General features: G+C 47.2%; 23 protein-coding genes. 15 read left to right on the top strand and 8 right to left on the bottom strand.

The features are described from left to right. Positions 1-461, top strand: a 461-nt coding sequence (locus tag K6T91_08420) for a hypothetical protein (GenBank protein MCL6472817.1), incomplete at its 5' end; no start/stop codon positions are given. 93 nt (positions 462-554) lie between these two features. On the opposite strand, the gene K6T91_08415 is transcribed toward K6T91_08420, so the two are convergent. The 4 genes from K6T91_08415 to K6T91_08400 are packed head-to-tail and all read right to left on the bottom strand — an operon-like array spanning position 555 to position 5,266. Beyond that, positions 555-1,859, bottom strand: a complete 1,305-nt coding sequence (locus K6T91_08415) for an exonuclease SbcCD subunit D (protein ID MCL6472816.1) — start codon at positions 1,857-1,859, stop codon at positions 555-557. Then, positions 1,837-3,474 carry an ATP-binding protein gene (locus K6T91_08410; protein ID MCL6472815.1) on the bottom strand — a complete coding sequence of 546 codons (1,638 nt, stop codon included), beginning with the start codon at positions 3,472-3,474 and terminating at the stop codon, positions 1,837-1,839. Before K6T91_08410 ends, K6T91_08415 begins: the two co-directional genes overlap by 23 nt. After that, the gene (locus tag K6T91_08405) at positions 3,464-4,060 is read right to left on the bottom strand and encodes a hypothetical protein (GenBank protein MCL6472814.1); all 597 of its coding nucleotides are present in this window, start codon (positions 4,058-4,060) and stop codon (positions 3,464-3,466) included. Before K6T91_08405 ends, K6T91_08410 begins: the two co-directional genes overlap by 11 nt. Beyond that, the gene (locus tag K6T91_08400) at positions 4,061-5,266 is read right to left on the bottom strand and encodes a DNA double-strand break repair nuclease NurA (GenBank protein ID MCL6472813.1); all 1,206 of its coding nucleotides are present in this window, start codon (positions 5,264-5,266) and stop codon (positions 4,061-4,063) included. 281 nt (positions 5,267-5,547) lie between these two features. Here K6T91_08400 and ppsA point away from each other — a divergent pair, with 281 nt between their 5' ends. Beyond that, positions 5,548-7,854 (top strand): phosphoenolpyruvate synthase, encoded by a 2,307-nt coding sequence (gene ppsA / locus K6T91_08395; protein MCL6472812.1) that lies wholly within the window; start codon positions 5,548-5,550, stop codon positions 7,852-7,854. A gap of 26 nt (positions 7,855-7,880) precedes the next feature. Beyond that, positions 7,881-8,336: a nuclear transport factor 2 family protein gene (locus K6T91_08390; protein ID MCL6472811.1), complete on the top strand. Its 456-nt coding sequence runs from the start codon at positions 7,881-7,883 to the stop codon at positions 8,334-8,336. A 25-nt stretch (positions 8,337-8,361) separates the two neighbouring features. On the opposite strand, the gene K6T91_08385 is transcribed toward K6T91_08390, so the two are convergent. From K6T91_08385 to K6T91_08375, 3 genes are all read right to left on the bottom strand, one after another. Continuing rightward, complete coding sequence (locus K6T91_08385) at positions 8,362-8,652, bottom strand: DUF3467 domain-containing protein (GenBank protein ID MCL6472810.1); 291 nt, start codon at positions 8,650-8,652, stop codon at positions 8,362-8,364. A 122-nt stretch (positions 8,653-8,774) separates the two neighbouring features. After that, complete coding sequence (htpX, locus tag K6T91_08380; protein ID MCL6472809.1) at positions 8,775-9,704, bottom strand: zinc metalloprotease HtpX; 930 nt, start codon at positions 9,702-9,704, stop codon at positions 8,775-8,777. 3 nt (positions 9,705-9,707) lie between these two features. Next, complete coding sequence (locus tag K6T91_08375; protein ID MCL6472808.1) at positions 9,708-10,259, bottom strand: LemA family protein; 552 nt, start codon at positions 10,257-10,259, stop codon at positions 9,708-9,710. 267 nt (positions 10,260-10,526) lie between these two features. On the opposite strand from K6T91_08375, the gene K6T91_08370 reads away from it, so the two are divergent. The 6 genes from K6T91_08370 to K6T91_08345 all read left to right on the top strand — a co-directional run bounded on the left by K6T91_08370 (position 10,527) and on the right by K6T91_08345 (position 15,529). Beyond that, positions 10,527-11,183, top strand: a complete 657-nt coding sequence (locus tag K6T91_08370) for a hypothetical protein (protein MCL6472807.1) — start codon at positions 10,527-10,529, stop codon at positions 11,181-11,183. A gap of 471 nt (positions 11,184-11,654) precedes the next feature. Then, the gene (locus K6T91_08365; protein ID MCL6472806.1) at positions 11,655-12,335 is read left to right on the top strand and encodes an MgtC/SapB family protein; all 681 of its coding nucleotides are present in this window, start codon (positions 11,655-11,657) and stop codon (positions 12,333-12,335) included. After that, positions 12,302-12,787, top strand: a complete 486-nt coding sequence (locus tag K6T91_08360) for a DUF523 domain-containing protein (protein ID MCL6472805.1) — start codon at positions 12,302-12,304, stop codon at positions 12,785-12,787. The genes K6T91_08365 and K6T91_08360 overlap by 34 nt, the downstream gene beginning before the upstream one ends. Next, a complete protein-coding gene (hisJ, locus tag K6T91_08355) occupies positions 12,780-13,571 on the top strand; it encodes a histidinol-phosphatase HisJ (GenBank protein ID MCL6472804.1) in 792 nt (263 codons plus the stop codon). Before K6T91_08360 ends, hisJ begins: the two co-directional genes overlap by 8 nt. 6 nt (positions 13,572-13,577) lie before the next feature. Then, complete coding sequence (locus K6T91_08350) at positions 13,578-14,591, top strand: tRNA 4-thiouridine(8) synthase ThiI (protein ID MCL6472803.1); 1,014 nt, start codon at positions 13,578-13,580, stop codon at positions 14,589-14,591. 134 nt (positions 14,592-14,725) lie between these two features. Further along, entirely contained in the window at positions 14,726-15,529 is an 804-nt protein-coding gene (locus K6T91_08345; protein ID MCL6472802.1) for an S-methyl-5'-thioadenosine phosphorylase, read from the top strand. 127 nt (positions 15,530-15,656) lie between these two features. Here the strand turns inward: K6T91_08345 and K6T91_08340 are convergent, their stop codons facing one another. Continuing rightward, complete coding sequence (locus tag K6T91_08340) at positions 15,657-16,346, bottom strand: redox-sensing transcriptional repressor Rex (protein MCL6472801.1); 690 nt, start codon at positions 16,344-16,346, stop codon at positions 15,657-15,659. Positions 16,347-16,650: 304 nt separating this feature from the next. Between K6T91_08340 and K6T91_08335 the strand changes: the two genes are divergently transcribed. The 6 genes from K6T91_08335 to K6T91_08310 all read left to right on the top strand — a co-directional run bounded on the left by K6T91_08335 (position 16,651) and on the right by K6T91_08310 (position 23,699). Beyond that, the gene (locus K6T91_08335) at positions 16,651-17,781 is read left to right on the top strand and encodes a sensor histidine kinase (GenBank protein ID MCL6472800.1); all 1,131 of its coding nucleotides are present in this window, start codon (positions 16,651-16,653) and stop codon (positions 17,779-17,781) included. A gap of 39 nt (positions 17,782-17,820) precedes the next feature. After that, positions 17,821-18,450 carry a response regulator transcription factor gene (locus K6T91_08330; protein MCL6472799.1) on the top strand — a complete coding sequence of 210 codons (630 nt, stop codon included), beginning with the start codon at positions 17,821-17,823 and terminating at the stop codon, positions 18,448-18,450. A 420-nt stretch (positions 18,451-18,870) separates the two neighbouring features. After that, entirely contained in the window at positions 18,871-19,236 is a 366-nt protein-coding gene (locus K6T91_08325; GenBank protein ID MCL6472798.1) for a response regulator, read from the top strand. Between the two features lie 90 nt (positions 19,237-19,326). Then, on the top strand, positions 19,327-20,160 hold the full coding sequence (locus K6T91_08320; GenBank protein MCL6472797.1) for a hypothetical protein: 834 nt from the start codon (positions 19,327-19,329) through the stop codon (positions 20,158-20,160). Positions 20,161-20,266: 106 nt separating this feature from the next. Further along, positions 20,267-22,813, top strand: a complete 2,547-nt coding sequence (locus K6T91_08315; GenBank protein ID MCL6472796.1) for a hypothetical protein — start codon at positions 20,267-20,269, stop codon at positions 22,811-22,813. A gap of 481 nt (positions 22,814-23,294) precedes the next feature. Beyond that, complete coding sequence (locus tag K6T91_08310) at positions 23,295-23,699, top strand: hypothetical protein (protein ID MCL6472795.1); 405 nt, start codon at positions 23,295-23,297, stop codon at positions 23,697-23,699. Positions 23,700-23,798: the final 99 nt, after the last annotated feature.

The following is a 23,798-nucleotide window of genomic DNA, read 5'->3' as shown; positions in this document are numbered from 1 at the left end:
GAAAGCGAGTGATTTTTTATGCAGTAGGCGGTCATTTAATTTGGCCGAACTTGTGCCAAATAATTTGGCCGCCTACACTGACGGATGAAAGTCAGATCAAGCAAGTGATAACAAATTTCGAGAAGGCTCAGCATAATAGGGATTACAGAACTACTATGGGCATTGAGGGAACAGAGATGATGACAAGGAAGTACCGGGATTTGTGGTTAAAAGCTGGTTATGACAACCAGATAGTGGATGCTGTTAAGAAAGGCAGATATATTACCGAATTTGGCTCAATAAAGTGGAACAACATAGTAATAAATAAGGAGAAAGGAACTGCTAAAGCTGAATTTATATTGACTGGAACCATTGTTTCCAAGGATGGAAAGCAACTTTATAGCACATATGAAACTAATAGTGTTGTGAATCTAATTAAAGAGGATGGGTATTGGAAGGTAGATGATTCAAATTCAAAGTAGTGGAATGTATGAACAACATACTGTATAAGCTTAGTAGAGAGCAGGGCACCCGGTGCCGCATACTTTGGGTAGCTGGTGATTGGAAATAGTGACCTATAAATCCCTTGTTCTTAGCTCATCTATCAATCTCTGACCGTATTCTATCAGCTCTTTTTTGTGCTCAAGCAGATCATCACGGGTTTTGATGTACTCGGCAAGGGCGGCTGCTGGGGTTTGGACCTCGGTTAGGTTTGGGTTTCTAGTTCTTACCTCTTCGCCGACTGCCTCGATATTTATATAGGCGATAAAGTAAGCACTGGAGAGCGCGCTCAGAATCTCGTCTTTTCGCACCTGCTCTTTTAGTCTTGCCGGAATACGCACGCGCAGCCGAACCACGGCATCATCTAAGTCCTGTTCCGTGCAAGCCGCACAGATCTCAGCCGTTGGGTCTTCGCTTTTGCACTCGATATCAAGAGTCACAAAGCGGCGGGCCGGAGTTTTCACAAACTTGTAGGTTGTTTCGCCCCGCTTTAGGCTTACCAGACAAAAGCCTTTATCTTCCTTCTCTTCGCCAAAGTCCACCCGGTCGATGCTTCCTGAGTAAATAAGGGGAGGATAAGCGCCCTGGCTTAAGTCTTGAAACTTGTGGATGTGGCCCAGGGCGACGTAATCAAACTCGGGCCGCTGCAGTACACTGGGCAGCACCGTTATCTCATGGCCTGCCAGGATGCTTCGGTCTTCGCATCCCACCGTTGCGGTTGATACGCTCAAATGTGCGGTAAGTATAGCCGGTATCGATGTATCTACTTGCCTTGCCAGATCATCGATGAAGCTCTCAACTGTTCTTGCCATAAGCTCGTTTAGCTCGGTCAGTGTTTTATCCCGGTGCTCCACATCTTGCTCTTTAAGACTTGCGATCAAGCGGCTTCTTGAGAAGTGGGGAAGGGCTGCCACCTGCACTACGCCCTGTTTTGTAGGGATTGTAAATAGCTTCGGTGAGCGGGCGACATAGACGCCATCTATCTCCAACGCGTCGTAGACCGCCATCGAGTGGGCTTGTTTATCCATGTTGGGAAGGTCATGGTTCCCAACCAAAAGTACCACCTTGATATCTGCTTTAGTCAGGCGGCGAATTGCTTTTGCAAATTCTCTTTGAAGTGTTGGATTGGGCTTTTGGTTGCGAAAGGCATCCCCTGCAAAGATAACAAGAGCCGCATCTTGCCCAATTGCGGTATCGACCAAAAAGTTAAGCGATTTTAAAAAATCGATTACACGCTGGCTAAGGCCAGTCTTAGAATCGACACGCCCGTAGTTTTCCATCCCCAGGTGAAGGTCTGCAAAGTGGATGACTTTTACAATGTCGGTTTTTAGCTGAGGCTCAACTAAAGCCACTGAGCTAGTCAAAGACGATTTCGTCATCGCCAAACACCTTTGCCTTTAGTTCATCCATGGATTTTCTTCGCTCAATCTCATCCAGTATCAAGCTCGAGCCAAGCGAGATCTCATTGCAGAACTTGCTGTAGTCCTTGGCGTCGATTACAACCGGCATTGGGAGGGCAAATCCGGTGAGTAAAAACTGTCTCGGCTCAAGATTGTTTATTAAAACCTTTAGCGTCCCTTGATTGGGAAGGCCAGTTAGAACTGCATTGATATCTCGCTCATCGCCTAAGTCTCCGATGATGCGCGTGCCCACCTGCGAGAGCACCTCATCGTCTATACCGCTTGGACGCTGGTCGATAAGTAAAAGGACCATGTTATACTTTCTCATCTCGCGGGCAATTGTGCCAAAGGTGGTCTGCTTTGCAACTAAAGGGTCGAGGAACTTGTGTGCTTCCTCAATGGTTACAATCAGTGGTTTTGGACCATCGGTTCCTTCGGCCCGTGCGGTATCTGTCATGTCAATATAGAGCCTATGCAGCCGGCGGGTAAATATATTTGCTACCAGGATGTAGGCAAGCATTGAGTTATACCTGCCAAACTGAAAGACAATATGCTTGCCAGCTTGGATGAACTCCATGATGCGCTTTACCGTATCATCAGCGACTTCTTTTCGGATGAAGGGAAGCTTCTTTAGACGGTCAAGGCAGCGGCGAAGCTTGTTCAATGCCTGCTCGTTTACTTTCAGCTCATCGATAACTAGCGGAAACTCATCGGTTTCCATCTCCAAGAACTTAGCAAGCCATTTGTCATCGCCCCACTTATCTGCCAGGCGATACATCGTCTCGATTCCGGCCGGAGTCAAGCCCAGCTCACCTGCGGCAAGCTCAAGGTCGGCTATCTCAATTGCGCTTAAAGGTATCTGCACATCAAAATCGGGGCGTACTTTGCGGTAAAGTGGTGAGTTTGCATCAACCGTAAATATTGCGATTTTGCCGCCCAGAAGCTGCTTTAGACTTGGGTCATCGATGCCCGACTCGCTTGTCGCGCTCCAACCATATTCGTTGTGCATATCAAAGATAAGGTTTATTGCCATATCGCTTTTTACTAAATATCCAAGGACCATCCGCGCAAGCACGCTCTTGCCCGAGCCGCTTTTGCCGAATATTGCACTCGTTCGCTTGCAAAACTTCTCTAGATTAAGGCAAACCGGAACGTCCATAAAGATGGGGGAGCCGATCTCTGGGTTAGTGATGCCCGGCTCGCCAAAGATAAGCGAGACGTCCTCGGCTGTGGCCTCGCAGACTGGGGAGAAGTGTGGCGGCACAGTGGTCGATGGGCGGGGCCTGTCCATCTCAGTTGGGTTTTGTGCGGTGATAAGCATCGGATGCACCGAGAGCTTGTAAAACGTGTTTACCCCTGCATGGACAAGTCTTGCAAAATCATCGTTTGGCGGACTTAAAAGGATATCCTCGTTTGTTGATTCAAGAGAGACGTCTTTTAAAAGACAGAAGAACTTATTCTCCTTGCCGTCGACAACGACAAGCCTACCTACCGATATACCTTCGACATCTATGTCCTCATTTAGCTTTGCCTCAAGCCCAGATAAAAGTGAGCCTGATATTAACTTTCCGATCTCTTGCGACTTACCCGACATCGCTTATTCTCCTGATAATACTTCTTGCTTTTTCATACTCATCTTTTAAAAGCTGAGCTATTGCCTGCCCGGCGCGCACCAAAAAAGTGCGGTCGCCTCCACGCTCGGCATAGGCAAGGCGAATTGATGCGGCGGCAAGCTCCTCAACCGGCAAGCCAGGAAGAGCATTTATGCTTCGGATAAATTCTAGGTCTTCAGTTAGATCAAGCACCTCTTGTCTCTCGCACGGATAGACAAAGCTGTGAATGCGCGGAGGAAAGGGCGGAAGATATGCCCTGATGCAGCCGGCATCGTTAAACCCGATGACCGCCGCTTCGAACTCGACTTTTAAGAACTCAGCTATCTGGGGTTGCTGCTTAAAGAGCTCCTCACGCTCGATGCCAAAAGCAACGGCACGCCGGTTTGGGTCGATGCTTGTCTCGTAGACATTATAGATGAGGCCGTAAATAGCCATACCCTGGCTCTCAGCTTTGACGAAACTTCCAAAATGCGGCGGGCTCTCAAGACGGTCGCTTTGAGCCGTAAACCTTGTTGTTGCTACCTGAATTATTTCTCCGATTCGCCCGGTTGCTAACTCCTTAGCCATTTATACAAAGCCTCCCTTTTTGCGAAGCGACTTGCGGGATTCAATAACTGGGGAACCCTCTCTTATCAATGCTTGTAAAACTAGTTGATCAAACATGTTCTTGTCCGTTGATTTTACGACAGCTTGCTCGTGCGCCTCAGCTACCGCAATGGGGTATCCCGCACCCTTGTCCGCCTGGTCTAGGCACGTGGCATGCACAAGTTCGATTGCTTGGCTGTCGCGTGCGACCCATCCCGGTACTTCAATGCGGGCGATCTCATATCCTACATTTAGGTAGAAGAAGTAAATCTTCTCCTCGCCGTAGTCTTCCAGGATTTTTGATATGCTTCCAAAGAGTGAAGACCGCTCGCCAATTTGAAGAAGCCTGCGGAACAGCTCGGCATCTGTTATGCCATCTATCTTAGCACAGGGAAGGGCACCATCGAAACCCGCACCCCTATACGGGCAGTTGTCGCAATTAACCGGGTCGCTTGGGCAAAGACTTACCCTTAGCGCGTTTACAACATCGCTGCTTCCCGGCGCGCTTATATACCCGGCAATTGGAATCCCGGTTTCTTTTCCGGTAGATATCAGGTTCATAAGAGAGAGAAACGACTGCATCTTTAAATCATCGGTTTCCAATCCCTTTATTCCGCCCGAATCTGCCTCTAAACTCCAAAGGATAAGTGTCCCATCGGTTAGCGCAACCGTGGGCCGTCTCTTACAATTTTTTATCATCTCAGCCAGGGCATCCGATTCCATTTTGCCACGAAGCGCCGCAAGCACTGCCCCTGAGACATCGCGCTCTTTGCCGCCAAAACGCCGCTTAATGTCCTTTTCCTCGAAGAAGAGATTCGGCTCACTCTCGAATTTATATCCCAGGAAGTCTCCGTAGCCGATCTCAACTTTACCGATATTTATAAGATACGCCCGGTATGGGCTATGTCGGTCGGGAGTTATCTGCGAGCCGTCCGTTGAGAGCACAGCATACGAGCTAGGACACAGCGGCGGTTGGTGTGTCTGAAACGGCTCTTCATCGGTTGGTATAGCAACCAGCCATGAAGTGGTAGACCGGTTTACTTTACTTTTGAAAGCTTCTATGTTTTCTGATACCAACCTGATTTGCTCATCAGCCAGCCCGAAGGCCTTTGCCAGGTCGTGGATCCTACTTATCTGATATTTACCGAGTGAAGCTATTTGTGCGTAGAGTTTGTTTAAGTCAAGCAAGCTATTGCACCCCTAAAAATTATGCCTCGAACAACTGTTCGATAATATTTTAGCAGAAGGATAATCGGATGGGAAGGGATTTAAAGTAGGGAACAAAAAACAGGCAGTAAGCAGTAAACTGTTACCCTGGAAATGCCATTTCCCTGAGACCTGGTTTCTGGAACCATCTTTCTGCAGCGCTGTAGCACTGGCAACTGCAGCACAACTCACTTGTTATTTTCACCGTGCTTGATTTTGGGCAACTATTAGGTAGGATTAATCAAGTTTTTGGGGTGAGGGTTATGGCATATATTGTGCAGTTTAGTGAAGTCGGCAAGGATGATATCGCTCTTGCCGGTGGCAAGGGAGCAAATCTTGGCGAGATGACGCGGGCCGGGCTTCCTGTACCTCCAGGGTTTATTGTAACCTCGCAGGCATACTTTACCTTTCTCGATGTTGCCGGTCTAAGAGACAAGATAGCTCAGGTTTTATCAGGTCTTGATTATAACGATAACCGATCTCTGAGCAGGGTATCAGATACAATAAAACACCTTATCATATCTGCTGATATGCCTCAGGACATCGCAAATAATATTAAAAAGGCTTATCGCGATCTATCCGGGCCAGCTGATGCTTATGTTGCCGTGCGCTCTTCCGCCACAGCTGAAGACCTTCCCAAGGCGTCTTTCGCTGGGCAGCAGGTAACTCTTCTAAACGTTAAGGGGGAGGATGCAGTAGTTGATGCGGTAAAGCGGGTTTGGGCTTCGCTTTTCGAAGCGCGAGGCATCTTCTACCGGCACGAGAAGGGATTTGATCATTTTAAGATTGGCATCGCGGTGCCTGTGCAGCGCATGATCGAGTCCGATGCAAGCGGTGTCATGTTTACAATTGAGCCCCTGACTAACGATCCCGATAAGATTGAGATTGAGGCGATCTACGGTTTGGGTGAAGCGATTGTCTCCGGTGCATTAACCCCGGATGTTTATCTCGTCTCAAAAAGCGACCTTAAGATTATAGATAAAAAAGTTGTTAGCCAGGCTTGGAAAATTGCTCTTAAAGAAGGCAAAAATCAGCACATTGATGTAGAGCCTGAGCTGCGAGATAAGCAGAAGATAACCGATGAGCAGATTATTGAGCTTGCGCGCTACGGTGTCATACTGGAGAACCACTATAATTTCCCTCAAGATGCCGAGTGGGCTATCGAGGCAGGCAAGGTATACCTTGTCCAGACCAGGCCGGTAACCACGCTTGCGCCCGTTGAAGCTAGGCCAGCGGAGAAAGCGGCAGGCGAGGTGCTCTTAGAAGGAATTGCGGCTTCCTCGGGGATGGCCTCAGGCACGGTTAAAATCGTCTATACTAAAGAAGAGCTCGATAAAGTCAAGCAAGGAGATGTTCTGGTCACGCCAATGACCAACCCGGACTTTGTACCGGCGATGCGCCGGGCGGTTGCAATTGTTACTGACTTGGGCGGCCGTACTTCTCATGCAGCAATAGTGAGCCGCGAGTTAGGCATCCCATCAGTAGTTGGTACTGGCAAAGCTACACAAATACTAAAGGATGGAGAGATGATAACGGTAGATGGTGCTCGGGGCATTATCTTCTCTGGAGAGATAAAACCAAAGGCTCTGCCGGAGAAGCGCGCAGAAGAGGCCGCACCGGTTGCAGCTGTATCGGCCGGTGTTCCAGTTACTGCGACCAAGATATACGTAAATCTTGCTGAACCTGAGCTTGCCGAGAAAACAGCGGCGTTGCCGGTCGATGGCGTGGGTCTCTTGCGTGCTGAGTTTATGATCGCAGGCATGGGGGTTCACCCCAGAAAGTTCATCGATGAGGGAAGGCAGCAGGAATTTATCGACAAACTTGCCGATGGACTGCGCACGTTTGCCCAGGCGTTTTATCCGCGCCCGGTCGTCTACCGCACATCTGATTTTAAAACCAACGAGTACCGCGGCTTAGAAGGCGGGGAGAAATACGAGCCCCATGAGGAAAACCCGATGATTGGGTTTCGCGGCGTATCACGCTATGTTAAACAGCGTGACGAGTTTGAGATGGAGCTAGCCGCAATCAACAAGGTACGAAAAGAGTGGGGGCTCAAGAATCTCTGGGTGATGCTGCCTTTTGTGCGCAAGGTCCACGAGTTAGAAGATGTCAAAAAGATTATGGAAGAAAATGGCCTCAGGCGCTCGGCTGACTTTAAGCTTTGGATAATGATCGAGGTACCCTCAACAGTATTTTTGATCGATGACTTTTGCCGGGCAGGAATCGATGGCATCTCTATCGGCTCAAATGACTTAACCCAGCTTATCTTAGGAATCGACCGCGACTCAGACCTGCTTGCCCCTGAGTTTGACGAGCGCGACCCTTCTGTTATGAAAGCAATGTTTGAGGTGATTAGGACCTGCCATCGCTACGGGGTGACATCTTCTATTTGCGGGCAAGCCCCTTCGGTTTATCCTGAGATAACAGAGGCCCTTGTTAGTCACGAGATAACCTCTATTTCGGTAAACCCGGATGCAGTCGTGCAAACGAGAAGGCTTGTTGCTTCAACCGAGCAGCGGATGATGCTTGAGTTGCTCGAGAGGCTTCGCGAGCAAGGAAGAGCAGCATAATTATCCTTGCAGGGAGGATGCCTAAAATGGATGATACAGCAATCCCGACAAGCAAACTTCACAGAATAACTTTAGAGCTCGATCGGGCTATTGAGAAGGAGGATATCGAAACGGCAGTATCATTCTTTGCCGACAACTGTGTAATCGAAGTCCTTGGGCTTACACTAACTGGGAAAGACGGAGCCCGCCGGTGGTTTAAGTGGCTCTATCGTTTCCTTGAAGAATTTAAAATTATCCCAGTTATGGCGATGACCGAGGGCAATACCATTTTTGAGGAGTATATACTTGATGCCAAGGGTGACGACGGCACCGTAATCAAATCAAAGCAGGCTGAGGTAACTGTGTTTGACGATAACCTGGAGATAAAAAGCCTTCGCATATACTTTGATAGGTTTGACTTTGCCAGCTTAGTTGCCAAAGGCATTGTGGCTAAGGGGATTCTCCGCGAGATAACCAGGACTTCGCTTAAAGGATTGATTTAGCTTAAAGCTAAAGCTTGCCGTCAATTTAATGATAAGATGCGGGCTTGGTTTCTGGTCTGGCCAAATCCTGAATCTTCCCAAATGACTTTTCGTATTTTGCAATGTTGTCTTTTAGGGCAGCCATAATTCTTTTTGCATGCTCCGGGCTCACAATCACTCTTGCATTTACTGTGCCGCTATTCGGCGCAATGAACATAAAATCCATAACAAATTCTTCCGCGTTATGTGAGATTACCACGTTATTGGAGTAAACTCCCTTGGCGGTTTCCTCAGATATTTTCACTTCAACACTGCCCTGGCTTGTCAATAAAACCATCCCCTAATATAGTATCTTTTATTAAAGGTTACCCGACATGGAGCAAATATCGCAACTTGGAAATGTGCGGGAGTAATTGAATTTAAATAATAGTTTAATGCTTGCGTTTCTAAGCTCGCAGTTTATTGCATCACCTGTCCGCCAGGTGCTTCACCAAGGCTCATCTCATCGAGTCTTCTTATTCGCTCCTCAATCGGTGGGTGGGTGGAGAACAACTCGCTGAACCTCTTGGTTATCCCGCTCTCACCCTTTAAGGGATTTACTATATATAGATTTGCGGTAGCTTCATTTGCAGCTCGAAGAACATGCTTGTCGGCGGCTATTTTTCGCAGTGCACTTGCCAGACCTGGTGGATAGCGGGTGAGCATTGCACCTTGTGCATCGGCCAGGTACTCACGGTTGCGCGACAGCGCAAGCCGGATGAGCTGCGCGGCAACTGGAGCGAGGATCGCAAGGATAAGTCCAATGATGAGCAGAATCGGCCCCAGGCCTTCACGCCCGCGACCGCGTCTTAATTCTCCCCAGAAAAAGCTCTGCCGCAGTAGTCCGCTCAGGATAAAAATGGCACCAACTAAAACAACAGCGATTGTCGAGAGGCGGATATCATAGTCGGCGATATGGCTCATCTCATGCGCGATAACCCCCTCGAGCTCAAGTCGATTCATGATATTGAGTAAGCCAGTTGTCACTGCAATTGCCGCGTGCTCTGGGTCGCGTCCTGTAGCAAAGGCGTTAGGTGCCGGGTCATCGATAACATAGACCTTGGGCATAGGAATACCTGCTGCAATCGATAGCCCTTCAACCGTGTTATAAAGATTGGGGTACTTATCTTTCTCAGCTGGTTGGGCTCTGCTTACGGTTAGAATGATTTGGTCGCTATAGTAGTAGCTTGTAAAGCTCATAAAGAAGGCGATAACAAGTGCAATAACTATACCGAAGTAGCCTAGGCGGGTGAGTATGCCAAACACATAGCCCAAAAGTAGTATAAAGAGGACAAAGCCGATGATAATTAGCCAGGTTACACGGCGATTGCGCGCTATTTCTTCGTACATCATTTAGAACTCGACCCTTACTGGTCCACGCGACTCCGGCTCAGCTTCAAAGTACTGCCGCTCTTTAAAACCAAAGATGCCGGCCATAATATTCCCTGGAAAGCTCTGTATCGCCGTATTGTACCGGTAGACGCTGTCGTTATAGAACTGCCTTGCAAAGGCGATCTTGCTTTCAGTTCCGGAGAGCTCTTCTTGAAGCGCTAAGAAGTTTTGGTTGGCTTTTAGCTCGGGATAATTCTCGGCAACCGCAAAGAGGCTTCGTAGCGTCTGCGTGAGCTGGTTTTCGGCATCGGATTGCTCAGCAATGCTGCCTGCTGTAATGGCCCGCGATCGTGCCTCGGTTACATGTTCAAGCACCTCGCGCTCGTGTGCGGCATAACCTTTAACGGTTTCGACGAGATTTGGTATGAGGTCATGCCGCCGTTTGATCTGCACATCAATCTGCGACCATGCGTTGTCAATTCGGTTCCGAAGCGAGATTAGGCTGTTATAATAGCCGGCAAATATGAGTACAGCAAGCACAATCAGGCCAACGATAATAATTAGTGCAATCATAATAATCCTTTCGCAATATTAGCTATCAGCACTAAACTATCAGCTCTTATTTCTTTGTCTTTAGGCTAATAGCAGATTGCTGACGACTTTAAACTGCTGCCGCTTAAATATAGATACCCAAATTTTGAACACCAGGGCACTAGCCTTCCCAACGCCATATATTACCTGGTTATAGCCCCAATGGCGGGCGCATGTCGTTGCACACGAAATGGCAATATATTACAATTATATACGAACAAACGTTCGAACTTGAAAGGTGGTAAGGCAATGTCAGAACACAAACTCCCTGCAAGGTTCACCAAGAAAATCCAGGGCAAAGACTTTGTCCTTTTCGAGGGTCTCCTGGAAATGGCACATGCGGAAGGTCTGAAAAGAGTTGAGACGCAGCTTCTGCAAGCGCCGCATAAAGATAACGGTATGTTAGCGATAGTGCGTGCTGTTATCGAGACAGATAAAGGGGTGTTTTCGGCTCTGGGAGACGCCTCGCCAGAGTCGGCAGAGCGGCCCATGCAGCCACACCTAGTACGCCTGGCCGATACTCGAGCTATTGCAAGAGCTATCAGGCTTGCAGTTAACGTCGGCATGACTGCGGTCGAGGAGCTAAACGAGAGTGAACCTATTATAGGTGGATATGGCGATGGCTCGAGCGGTGTTAGGAAAGCTCGCAAGGCAGAGAAAGATGTTGATGATGAGGTGAAGTCAGCGTGGCTTGAAAAGCCCGAGTCCGTTGTCTTATCCTTCGGGAAACATGCGGATAAAACGCTCGGGGACATCTTGCTTGAGGACCCGACATATATCGAGTGGCTTGCTAAAGAAGCTTATGATTATGTACTTCGCACGGCGGCAAAAAGGCTGATTGAGTCGCATACGCCCGAGGCAGATGAGTTTGAGCCAACTGGCACCGCCGAAATCTTTTTCGAGTAATTAGTCTAGAAGTGCCAATGTCCCAACGTGCCAAAGTCAGTAAATAAAGACATTGGCACCTTTGCATCTCAAGACTTCGGCACCTATATACTTAAAATCCTTTGCTCTTTATATCCACACTTTGGGCATTTTAGGACGAAGGAGGCAAGGGCTCCATTTTTCCTTTTTTTGTCAGATATCTTACCAATTCGGAAACCGTGTTGCGGGCAGATAAGGCGTCTTCCTTGTGCGTTGTCTTTTAACGTCTTTACTTCGACTTTTTTTGCTAATTGGTGCTTCGTAGTCATCATTCCTTAGCAAACATATGTTCGCATTCATTATAGCCCTTTTTACATGCAGCAAGCAAGTTTTTTACCGGAGTATATCTGTGGCTTTGGTGGGAATAAGAATATGAAATTGTTACAATTTCATTAACAGGGCAAATTATAAGGTCGATAACTAGATTTAAGATCAATAGAAAACGAGGTATGGATAGTGACATCACCGTTTTGGGAAATAGCACTTCGCTTGGTTCTTGCGTTAGTTTTAGGCGGAATTATAGGATACCAGAGAGAGGTTCATGAGAAACCTGCAGGCCTTCGTACGCACGCTCTCGTGAGCTTAGGTGCGGCGCTTGTCATGATTGTCTCGATCGAGCCGTTCTTAGGTCTCCCGAACGTGGACGTTAGCCGAATAGCATCAGGTGTTGTAACCGGTATCGGCTTCTTAGGTGCAGGCGCGATTATCCGGCAAGGAAGTATTGTGCGCGGCTTGACTACTGCAGCCAGTATCTGGGTTGTCTCTAGTATCGGGCTTGCCGTTGGGGCTGGGCTTTATGTTGCCGCTACAGTTGCAACACTTCTCATCTTCCTGACATTAACCGCTCTTGTCTATCTCGAGGTCAGGGCGGCCCCTGCACATAAAACTATCCAGTTGGTTGCTGTTGATAATCCCCAGGAGCTTGGGCTTATCATGTCTGCGCTGGGCGAACTGAATATAACGGTGCGGACCATCGAGATTGAGGAACTTGAAGGGGAGGGTGAAAATATAATACGGTTGGAGTTGCAGATTCCACCGGATGTTTCACCGGATACGATTATCTCCAGACTTACAGCCACGAAAGGTGTAAGTGAGGCACGTTGGATAACAAGACCACTGATTTTCAAAAGGTAAAATATGTAGTAAGTTCCTGTCTGATTGGTCTAAATACCAGATATGATGGCGGCAACAAACTTTGCAAACCCGTGCTGCAACTAGTCAAGGAGGGTCTTGCAATGCCACTTTGTCCTGAGCAGGCTGGAGGGCTTACCACTCCCCGGCCACCTGCAGAATTAGTCGGGGGAGACGGTAAAGAAGTGCTTGCTGGGAAAGCGCGGGTCATAACTAAACAAGGCAAGGATGTTACCCACGAGTTCATTGCGGGCGCGTTGTCCATGTTGAGTCTCGCCAGGATTATTGGGGCGGAAAAAGCAATTTTAAAATCTTTGAGCCCGTCTTGCGGATGTGGTGCTATATATGATGGGACTTTTTCCGGTAATATAGTGGAGGGTGATGGAGTTACGGCTGCTCTGCTTAAGGAAGCAGGACTAGAAGTTATTACCGAGGAAGAATTAGAAAATGATTGATTACCATATCCATACCAAGCGATGCGGACACGCTCAAGGCGAGATGGCCGATTATGTAAGACATGCCCGCACGCTATCGTTAGAAGAGATAGGTTTTGCCGATCATCTGCCACTACTTTTTAAACAAGACCCTACCCTTACCATGTCGCTTGAGGAGCTTGATGAGTATATCCAGGCGGTTGAGCAGATTAAGAATGAGTTTCCCGATATCTTGATCAAGTCGGGTATCGAGGCTGATTACCTCCCTGGTTTTGAGGAAAATACTTCGCGCATACTTAAATCCTATAATTTTGACTTTGTTATCGGCTCTGTTCACTTTATCGATGGCTGGGGTTTTGACGATAGCCGTTACATTGATGGATATAAAGATTGGGATCTCTTTGAGCTTTACGCGCGCTACTTTGATCTGGTCGCCGAGGCTGCGAGTACAGGACTTTTTGATATCATCGGGCACCTTGACCTGATCAAGAAATATAATTTCCGCCCTGAGAGCGACATAGCTCCGCTAGTTGAAAAGGCGCTCAGTGCAATCAAAGAGGCCGGGGTTGCTGTCGAGATAAATACAGCTGGGCTGCGAAAGCCGGTCGGTGAGGTATATCCAAGCTTGGATATTATAAAGCTTTGCTTTAAAGCAAATATCCCAATTACATTTGGCTCGGACGCCCACAGACCGGAGGAAGTTGGCAAAGATTTTGATATTGCGCTTGCTTATGCCAAAGAGGCTGGATATGACAGGGTTGTGGTTTTTAATAAGCGAGTGCCACAATACATTAGTTTGAGGTGACGCGACATGGCAAAAGCGCTGGTGCTCATGTCCGGCGGTCTAGATAGCATACTGGCGGCAAAGGTACTGCAGGAGCAAGGGATAGAAGTTGAAGCAGTAACGTTTATAACTCCCTTTTTTGGTTCAGCTCGCGCTGAGAAGGCTGCCGTCATGCTAGGCATTCCAATCCACATAATCGACATAACGGAAGAGCATCTTCAGATGTTAAAATCTCCAAAGCATGGCTATGGACGTTTTATGAACCCCTGCATTGATTGCCACGCGCTTATGATCAAGCGGGCAGGTGAGCTGATGAGGGAGATTGGAGCCGACTTTATTGCGACCGGCGAAGTCTTAGGTGAGCGGCCAAAATCGCAGAACCGCAACGCATTAAGAGTAGTTGAGAGAGAGTCTGGCCTTGAAGGCTATCTGCTTCGCCCGCTTTCTGCAAAGTTCCTTGATGAGACAATTCCGGAGAGGGAAGGACTGGTCGACAGGAGCAAGCTACTTGCAATTCGAGGCCGCTCAAGAAAGCCGCAAATGGAGCTGGCGAAGAAATATGGCATAGATGAATATCCGTCGCCAGCTGGGGGCTGTATCTTAACCGACCCTATGTATTCGACAAGGCTTCGCAACCTTTACAAAGTCGAGGCCGAGCCTTCGCCAAAGGATGTCAACTTAATAAAAATTGGCCGCATCTTTTTATCAAGCGAGGATGCGGTCATCGTGGTAGCAAGAAACGAGCAGGAGAATAACAGGCTCATTGAGCTTGCAGAACCCGGGGACTTAATATTTGAGGTAGAAAATTTCCCCGGCCCGCTCACCATTATTCTGCAGGATCGCTTTGGTGATAATACTATTTTTGAGGCAGCGGCTCTTACGGCAAGATACAGCAAAGCTAAATCTGCCAAAGAGGTTGATGTGGCAAGCTTTAAGTTTGGTGATGAAAAGAAGCGGGTTATTCACCTGGAAGACCCCTCGGAAGCAATCGAAATAATCCCGGCTAAAAATGGCGAACTGGCAAGGGTTATAAAGAAATAGTCTTAACACTCTTATATTTATCCAAAAACATTCCAATCGCCAGGTAGTTCATGTAATATTATTACATTCCTTGGCTTTACCAGCCCCTGTTTATATCAGGTGCGGCTCTAGATTTAATTGTTAGGAGGCAAGAAATGGCAGAAAAAAAAGCGGATATAGGCATATTTGGCGGCTCGGGGTTTTATTCTTTTATAGAACATATTGAAGAGATAAGCGTAGATACTCCGTATGGGCCTCCGAGCAGCAAGGTCGCGATAGGCGAGGTATCGGGAAAGAAGGTCGCATTTTTGCCCCGTCATGGGCGTGATCATGAGTATCCTCCGCACATGATAAACTACCGCGCAAATATTTGGGCGATGAAATCGCTTGGGGTTGAGCAAATAATTGGCCCTTGTGCTAGCGGAAGCCTGCAGCCCGAGATCAGGCCAGGCACATTTGTCTTCTGCGACCAGTTCGTCGATCGCACTAGCGGTCGTAAAGACACATTTTATGATGGGCCGGTAACAACTCATGTTAGTGCTGCTGATCCCTACTGTGCGGCTATGCGCGAGGTGGCCTACAAAACTGCAAAAGAATTAGATATTCCTGCGGTAAACGGCGGCACTGTTGTGGTTATACAGGGTCCACGGTTTAGCACCCGCTCTGAAAGCAAGTGGTTTTCCTCGATGGGCTGGGAGGTTATCAACATGACCCAGTATCCAGAGGCATATCTGGCGCGTGAGCTTGAAATGTGTTACTTAAACGTATCGCTTATTACCGACTACGATGTAGGTCTTGAAGGTGTGCCGGAGATAGCGCCGGTATCGCATGAGGAGGTAGTTAAGGTCTTCATGCAAAACAATGAGAAGCTAAAGGATTTTCTCCTGGCGCTCATACCCAAAATTCCAGAAGTGCGCGACTGCTCATGTTATAGAGCTCTTGAGGGAGCAAGGTTCTAGAACCTTATACTGCCTTTCTAACTCCCGGGCGGGGCTATAAAGCCCTGCACTACTTTATGCAGGCTGGAGCGAATATGGGCTAGAGCTAAGCACGATAAACTAGGTTTAAGGTGGCTTGAGGCTTGTGTTACCGTGACGTTTTGATATGGTTCTTGCTCCCGTTAGGGTTGCGCTTTTTTCTAAGTATCGCTTTATCCCCGGCCGAAGAGAGGTAGTAAAGCGTATGCAGTAGCTGCTGGACCGGGTCGGTATTGTGCAGCTGCACCCCAGCCGGAACGCTTATGAGCGCTGGTGTATAGTTTAATATAACGTGCACTCCACCCTCTACAAGCAAATCGGCTGCCTGTTGCGCGGCGGCTGGCGGTACTGCGATTATGCCGATCTCGATGTTTGCATTTTTAACAATCTGCGGCAAATCCTTGATATCAAATACCTCAAGGTGCTGAATTGTTTTACCTATCTTATCAGGGTCTTTGTCAAAGATAGCGGAAATATGAAAGCCGTGCTGCAGAAGACCTTCATATGAAGCAATAGCAGATCCTAGATTACCTGCCCCAACAAGCGCGATTTTATGCGGCTCATCCGAGCCCAGTATTCTCTGGATATGCTGGATTAGCGTTTCAACGCCATAGCCGACACCTTTTTTGCCAAACGTGCCGAAGTATGTAAAATCCCTTCGCACTTCAGCTGGATTGACGCCAGCAGACGCACCTAACCGCTCTGAAGAGACGGTTTCAATTCCGCTTTGCTGAAACTTTATTAAGCAATTTAGATACGTTGATAGCCGTTCAATTACGCCTTCAGGTATCTCGTTCACTTTTAACTCCTAATTCAATTGCTAACTTCGAATAGATTTATAATGATCTGCTTTTGGAATTTAAAGCTATTGGTCGGTCAATCCATTGTAACCGATGATACAAACTTTTTCTAGAGGGACGGTTAAAATTTGTCCAAATTTTAACAAATAGCCAAAAAGGGTGACCAGATATTACCCAACACTATGTTAGACGTTACACAGTGCTATTTATATAAACGCTGTTGATATAAGTATTTTGCCGGCAATCCTAGAGGTCGCACCAGCTTTATTTTGTTTACGCATGTTTTGTTTAGGCTTAGTGTAAATGGGTAAACAATGGACGCAAGGGAAAGCAAATACTAACATCAATGGACAAATGATTTTTACTTCAGACGAATCCATGTTAAAGCTAAAAGCGGTATCCGAATCTGCGTTCCGAAGGTTGTCAATGTCGCTTAGCGGAACGGCAAGCGACGAATTGCTTAACTACTTTAAACAAAGAACAAAAGATATCATCTCAAACATTGATTCTCAGTCTAAGCCTAAAGAGAACTTGATACAGGAATTCGTGCAGGCTAATGAATCGCGACAAGCAGCTCTGCTTGATAAGGAAAAGTACCAAGCTATATTGGATGGGTTACTTAAGGCCTTTAAAGATGAGATAAAGTCTTTAGACCTTGATTTTTGGGTTCGGCAAGTTGTCGAAAAAGAGGCTGAGCTGCTCATAAGGATTTTGGATCGCTCAATCGCCGCCGACTTAACATTAGTTCTTTTTGATCAAGTTAGAAAACTGGAGCTGGAGAAAGGCCGCGTTAGAAAGATGCTTCGCGATGTCAACGGTCTTCTCGAAAGGGATCGCCAGAGACTTGCTTTTGATCTTCACGATGGTCCCGCCCAGGCGGTGTCAAGCGCTATACTTCAAACAGACATTTTGGAAGACTTGGTAGGCTCGGCAGAGGCTAAAAGAGAGCTGCAGTCGTTAAAGACAATACTTAGCCAATGCCTTCATGAGCTTCGCATGTCAATATATTCACTCAAGCCCCAGAGCGTTTCAAGGCAAGCCCTGATAGCAAGGATTAAGGAGCACATCCGCCAGTTCTCGGTTAAAACTGGTATCGAGGTGGATTTTACTGTGCACTCAAAGGGGCGGGATATCCCTGCCGAAATTCAGGTCAGCTTATTCAGGGTTATCCAGGAAGCACTAAACAACATTAGTAAGCATGCAAAGGCAACTCGCATTGTGATAAGCATGACTTTTGACGATTCCAGGGTATCCTGCAGCATCAGTGACAATGGGGTTGGCTTTAATATCTGTGACTTAGATAAGCAGGTAAAAGACCTTGAAGGATACGGTTTAATAAGCATGAGAGACCGGGTTGAGCAATTTCTGGGCATATTTGATATCAAGAGCACTCCTGGTAAAGGTACCTGTATTGAATTTACCATACCGCTATAGGAAGTATCTTGAAGCAGCATTTGCCACAGGAGGCAAATTATGAGTAATTTGCGAGTGATGATTGTCGAAGACCATCCGCTTATGCAGATGAGTATTAGGAAAGTTCTTGAGAGATGCAACGGCATTGAGGTAATCGGTGAAGCATCCACCGGCAAACAGGCAGTGGTGTTGGCCGATGATATTATGCCGGATGTTATTGTTATGGATATAAGGCTTCCTGATATGGATGGCATAACTACTATGAAGCGTATTAGGGATAGACATAAGGAAACAAAGGTGTTGATCTTCTCCGGGTTTGACGACAAGCGGTATGTCATCAAGGCATTTGAAAGCGGAGCTGATGGATACGTCCTAAAAAGTATAGATGCAGTAGAGTTAGTAGAAGCTGTACGGCAGGTAGCAGGCGGGTTAAACCCAATATCGCCTCAACTTACGCGCAATATAATACCGATTGGTTTGCATTGCATAAGGGGCAGCGATCGTTTAACTCCAAGAGAGCGGGAAGTCTGGAAACTCCTCTCTAACGGAGCCACAAACGTCGAGATAAGCCAAAAACTCTTTGTTTCAGAAAGCACGGTCAAATTCCATATTCGAAACATATTCCACAAGCTTGGCGTAAAAAACCGAGTCGAGGCGGCCAAACTTGCTTACGACTCCGTCGTCGCATAAGAAAAGGGTCTAGGGATCGGGGACCAGGGTCCATGGTTTATAAAAAACGTAGTGCAGCTCTTTAGGGCTGCTAAAAGGCAGCAGGCAGCAATAGATGTCATCCCAGGCCCTTTCGACTTCGCTCAGGGTAAACTCCGCGGCGAGAGGGTAGCAATGAGCGGCGCCGAAGCATCTAAATAATATCAAACATATTTGCCCTCGCTACTTGCTCCCACTAGCTGACAGCTATCAGCTTTAATTGACCTTGGCACATCAGGACCTTACCCGCACCCCCATAGAATCCTATCCTTTCGTACAGTCCAATACTATCCAAAAGGCGGAAGAAATATCTGTGCCCAGCGCATAACATGGAGCAAGGATCAAAGCTGCAACTAGTTAACATGCGACATGCGAAACGGAAGCGCTAAAAAGAGAGGTTCAATGGTAAAAGCTCTAGTAATCGACAGTGACAGCATCTTTCAAAATATTCTCAGCAAGCTGCTGGGTTCGCATGGTATCGAGGTTACAGGGAGAGCATCTAGTCTAGAACAAATCCCGCTTCTGCTTAAGGCAACATCGTCTGATGTTGTTTTAATCGGGTTAGGATCAGATGAAAAGGGCAAGGTAGATTTTCTTTCAACCGTTAAGGATGCATACCCCTCAGTAAAACTAATCGTGCTGTCGATATTCGACTCTTTTGACTATATATCCAGGGACAACGATAGGCTCATCGATGCTTATATCGTAAAAGGCTCTGACGCAAAAGAGATAGTAGATACGGTAAAAAGGGTAACACGTAGGGGATAGTTCGCTCGTGCCTGCCTAAGGTACGAGTTTGTCAAAAGATTGGCCTATATCAAGAAACATTTAGTAAGTAGCGAAAGGAGGTGAAAGATAATGAAAAAATTAGTTGTGGTATTAGTTGCATTGGCTATGGTAGTGAGTATGAGCGGTCTTGCTTTCGCTTATGAAGGCAGAGGTGATCTAATCGATCTCTTCAAAAGCGGGGCCAAGATCAACAGCGACATACTCAAGGATATCTGCTTTGATAACAACACCGAAGCATATACAGGCAATGCTGAAGCCAAGGGCAATTTTTCAAACTCCCAAGTTAAAACCAATAACGAGGCTAAAGCCAATGAGTGCTCCGAGGTTATAAATGATAATCCGATAGTTGTGGATAACCAGGGCGGAGCTACGGCGCTTACAAAACCTGCAACTGCAACGCAAAATGCTCAGAACTGCGAGCAGGAGGATATAGTCGATACGGCAGATACTAATGCGAATGTTGATGTCTATGTCGATGATATCCCGCCGTTTATACCATGGGTTTCAGACGCAAGCTTAAATGAAGTTGATGGCGGTCACGACTTCAGCTGGCTTGCAGATATCTTCGATTGCTGCCCGGCTCAGATCTTCGGTGACATCTGTATTAAAGTGAAGTTCGATAACGGGACTTACGCCTACACAGGTGATGCAACCGCTTTTGGAAACCATGCGATCACCCATATTGATGCTAAGAACAAAGCGGAAGCTTGCGACGGCAGTGAGGCAGCCAATGAGAATCCGATTACGGTGACCAACTATGGCCAGGCCGACGCGACAACTGGCGAGGCTGTTGCAACTAATAATGCAGAAAATTGTGTAAATATCAACATCCAAAGAAGCGCAACCGCTGATAAAACAATTAACATTTGCGCGGATTTCTCAGAGTGCTATGCGGTAAATTAAACGGTGGTTAAAGTGGGGAGGTTTAACCTCCCCACTTACACTATATTAACCCAGCCTTGGGCGCATTAAACTGAACAGCTTAGTCTTAAGGAAAGGGGGTGGAAAGGTGCTGAAACGAAAACTCCTATCCATTTTAGTTGTTATATGCATGGTTTTCGGCGTTGTTGGGGCGCCTGCTTTTGCAGATCCGCAAGACAATCAAGTGCAAGATACGGCAGTTGTAAGTACCCAAGATACGGGGCAAGGGCCGACTGCCGATAATTCCGCTTCAAACCAGAATGAGGGTAGCGGTTCAGGGGATGCTGTTAGTGCAGGTAGTAATTGTCCGGAGCCTCCCAGCAACGGCCTACAGGTTGAAACTAAGGAGAATGTTGATGTAAACATTGGTGGAAAGTCGTCGGCAACATCTGGTGACAGCAACTCATTAGGTACGCAAGCGGAAAACAGCGTAACCAATACGTCGGATGCAAATGCTTCCGGTGACTCGCATGAGAGCTGGGGAGGAGGAAGCAGTGACGCCATTGCCGACAATACCGCATCACAAACAATTGGCAATAGTGGCGATGCATACTCCCGCTCCGGAGCGGCCCAGTCCTTAAATACAATGGAAAATAACATAGCCACGATATCGCCCGATACAACAGTTACAGTTGAAACCCTGGGCAATATAACCGATGCGAATATCATCATAAATGTGGTTTATAACTATTTAGCTGCCATAGTTGGGTCGGCCAATGCCAAAACCGGCAGTAGCGACTCTACCGGGCTAGTTGCAAATAACTCAATAGATAGCACGCAGAGCGCCCAAGCGTTGGCTGACGCGCCTCTTATTGGTGGCGGGGGGTCTTATGGCGGAAACGCAGTTGCACAAAATACCGGCAGCAACACGATAGATAATGTGGGCACTGCAGGCGCTGTTACCGGTGACGCAAATGCCACCAACACGATGACCGGAAATGAGATACTAATCGCCCCTATCGTTAACACGATCATTGCGCTTTGCGGCGACATTGTAAACGCCAACGTGGTCATCGATATTGTCTACAACTTCTTAGGAATGATATCAGGGATGGCAAGCGCAACATCGGGTGACTCATCTGCTATTGGTGCAAGTGTTGACAATGATATAAATAGTTATGCAGATGCCATAGCGGTGGGTGATGCCCCGTTAAAGGCAGGCGGAGGAGCAGTATCAGATGGGAGCGCTTACGCTTTAAACCATACAAACAACACGATAATTAATAGCGGGGAAGGGCTATCGGCGTCTGGCAATGCTACGGCTTCAAATACGATGGAGAACAACAGCGTGGTCATCGCCCCGAATATAACAAGCGTGCTTGAGCTTCCCGACATAACGGACTCTGATGTTTGGATCAAGGTCATCTATAATTTCTGCGGGTCGATCGAAGGTAGTGCGACTGCTGAGACAGGCAATGCAAATTCCTTAGGTTTGGAGGCTTCTAATTCCATAGACAGCAGCGCTACGGCAAAGGCAGTAGGAGATGCCCCATTGATATCCTCGGGTACCGGATATGATGGTTCTCAGGATGGGCAAGCTGTTGCGACAAACAACGTAGACAACTCTATAATAAACCAGGGAGGAGCTCTAGCATCGACTGGCGATGCTGATGCTACGAATGTAATGAACGGCAATATAGTAAACCTGTCACCTACAATATATGCAGTTGTAAAGGTAGCAGAGCCGATAATTGAGCAAGGCAAAGTGATCATAGAAGTTGTCTACGACATTTGGGCGCTGCTTACTGGATCGGCTAACGCAACGACCGGCAATGCAACTGCGGTCGGATCGGTATCAACCAATACAATTGAAAGCGACTCGGGCGCGAAGGCGTATGCCGACATAAGCATCTTTAATCCGTATGGCGATGCTTCTGCGATGAACGAGACTACCAATAGCGTAGGAAACCAGGGAACCGGCCTGGCTTTTTCCGGTAATGCTAACGCAGAGAACAACATGTCTAATGCGAATGTTTCTTTTACCGGTACGCTGTTGCAAACTACCTTAGTGGATCCGAGTGAAGACGCGATGGCGATTTCCATCGGAAATCGGTTGAGCCAGGATGCGGTAGCAAGTACTGGCAATGCGGATGCAACCGGAAGTAGTTCTGAATCAGATGTGCGGTCAAGTGCAGATGCAAGCTCGGTTGAAGGGGGCAACTCGCATAGCTCAAACAAAATTAAGAACAGCGTTCTTAATTTTGGAGCAGCTATCGCTATGACAGGCGATGCATTGACTCGAGCAGGAGAGCCGCTGCCCAGCGGTGATGATGGCTCAAGCGATGGAGACATCAGAAACGACGTAGAACAGGGAGGCGGTGATTCAACTTCAGGCAGCGTAGCTATCTCAGATGGCATCCTGTGGCCACACAAGCCTAAGATAATAAAAACGAAGTACAATGCCGCGGGTGGCTATGCGTTATATAGTGGAAACCCCGGTGACTCTGGCGGAGCTAACCTAAGTGCGGCAGAAGCCGAGGATTACACGGGCTCAAAAGCCGGGGCAGCCCGGCAGCGCCAGCATGCGGCCGCCGAGTCTTCTTTGTGGATCTGGGCTATAGTTGCAGCTATGCTTGCTGCGTGGGTCGGATTCACTCTAAAGGCAAAGCCTTGGCGATACGTAGTTAGAAAATAAAAAAATGGAACAACAACCTACACGTAGCAAGATAAATGAGGGGCCGAATAGCCCCTCTTACCTTTTTAAACCTTTAAGTGTGACCGTAAATATTGCCTACTAGAATTATGTTGCCGACTATTTCAAGCAGTCAGACAGAGAGCCTAATATTAAATAATTTTTCTACTTTTCAGCGGAATTATTCGTAAGCTGCTGACCAGTGGTTATAAAAATAGTAGCGATCTCTAACTGACTAGTAGTAAGTGGCAATCATAATTTAAATAACCTTATCTACCTGCAGTTATTAAATATAACATCCGTTTGGCAAAAAAATATAACGAATTTAGGTTTAGATGTTAGAAGTTTTTGATTAACGGTAATAATTTTTCCCGGTCCTAGAGAAAGCCGTTCAAGTTACCGTCAATTCTAGGATACTAATCCAGCTTTAGTCTTAGTCAAATTTAATATTGCAAACTACTAGTGCGAAAGGAGGTGAATCTTAGTGAAGAAGGCTTTAGTGATATTGCTAGCGTTCGTACTTGTCCTCAGCATGACGAGCATGGCGTTCGCCAGCGTGAATGGGAACCACCACTTTAAAAAGAAACCCATCACATTTAAAATCCAGGCAAACCTAGCTAAGGTAGATCAGGATGCATCGATTGACAATAAAGCTATTGCAAAGAGCGGCGATGCTTATGCTATAGGCAACGCTTCAAAAACGGTTGTTTTCGTCAACAACAATGTAAATGCTTGCCATAGCAAAGCTGATAACGAAGTCAAGATCGAGGTCAAGAATGAGGGCTTTGCGGTAGCTAAGTCCGGCGACGCAAAAGCAGAAAATGAAAAAATCAAAAACGAGATCGAGCAAAAGGCAGAAGTAGAACAAGAGAATGAGGTAGAGGATTAAGACGGAAGCCGAAGCGTGAGAGCCTAAATCAGGCCTCACGCTTCGGGCCCAGGTTTAATAAAGCGGCCGCTGAGAAACCGGCGGTCGCTTTATGCCGAT

Source organism: Bacillota bacterium, assembly GCA_023511485.1.
Lineage (GTDB): Bacteria > Actinomycetota > Aquicultoria > Aquicultorales > Aquicultoraceae > CADDYS01.
This window is presented reverse-complemented; position numbering and strand designations above follow the sequence as displayed.

Excerpts from the sequence above, each read along its gene's own strand:
- K6T91_08330 (MCL6472799.1), top strand. The coding sequence starts at position 17,821 with ATGAGTAATTTGCGAGTGATGATTGTCGAAGACCATCCGCTTATGCAG.
- K6T91_08410 (MCL6472815.1), bottom strand. The coding sequence starts at position 3,474 with ATGTCGGGTAAGTCGCAAGAGATCGGAAAGTTAATATCAGGCTCACTT.
- K6T91_08325 (MCL6472798.1), top strand. The coding sequence starts at position 18,871 with ATGGTAAAAGCTCTAGTAATCGACAGTGACAGCATCTTTCAAAATATT.
- htpX (MCL6472809.1), bottom strand. The coding sequence starts at position 9,704 with ATGTACGAAGAAATAGCGCGCAATCGCCGTGTAACCTGGCTAATTATC.
- K6T91_08405 (MCL6472814.1), bottom strand. The coding sequence starts at position 4,060 with ATGGCTAAGGAGTTAGCAACCGGGCGAATCGGAGAAATAATTCAGGTA.
- K6T91_08320 (MCL6472797.1), top strand. The coding sequence starts at position 19,327 with ATGAAAAAATTAGTTGTGGTATTAGTTGCATTGGCTATGGTAGTGAGT.
- K6T91_08345 (MCL6472802.1), top strand. The coding sequence starts at position 14,726 with ATGGCAGAAAAAAAAGCGGATATAGGCATATTTGGCGGCTCGGGGTTT.
- K6T91_08385 (MCL6472810.1), bottom strand. The coding sequence starts at position 8,652 with ATGGTTTTATTGACAAGCCAGGGCAGTGTTGAAGTGAAAATATCTGAG.
- K6T91_08335 (MCL6472800.1), top strand. The coding sequence starts at position 16,651 with ATGGGTAAACAATGGACGCAAGGGAAAGCAAATACTAACATCAATGGA.
- K6T91_08390 (MCL6472811.1), top strand. The coding sequence starts at position 7,881 with ATGGATGATACAGCAATCCCGACAAGCAAACTTCACAGAATAACTTTA.
- hisJ (MCL6472804.1), top strand. The coding sequence starts at position 12,780 with ATGATTGATTACCATATCCATACCAAGCGATGCGGACACGCTCAAGGC.
- K6T91_08350 (MCL6472803.1), top strand. The coding sequence starts at position 13,578 with ATGGCAAAAGCGCTGGTGCTCATGTCCGGCGGTCTAGATAGCATACTG.
- K6T91_08415 (MCL6472816.1), bottom strand. The coding sequence starts at position 1,859 with ATGACGAAATCGTCTTTGACTAGCTCAGTGGCTTTAGTTGAGCCTCAG.
- K6T91_08370 (MCL6472807.1), top strand. The coding sequence starts at position 10,527 with ATGTCAGAACACAAACTCCCTGCAAGGTTCACCAAGAAAATCCAGGGC.
- ppsA (MCL6472812.1), top strand. The coding sequence starts at position 5,548 with ATGGCATATATTGTGCAGTTTAGTGAAGTCGGCAAGGATGATATCGCT.
- K6T91_08375 (MCL6472808.1), bottom strand. The coding sequence starts at position 10,259 with ATGATTGCACTAATTATTATCGTTGGCCTGATTGTGCTTGCTGTACTC.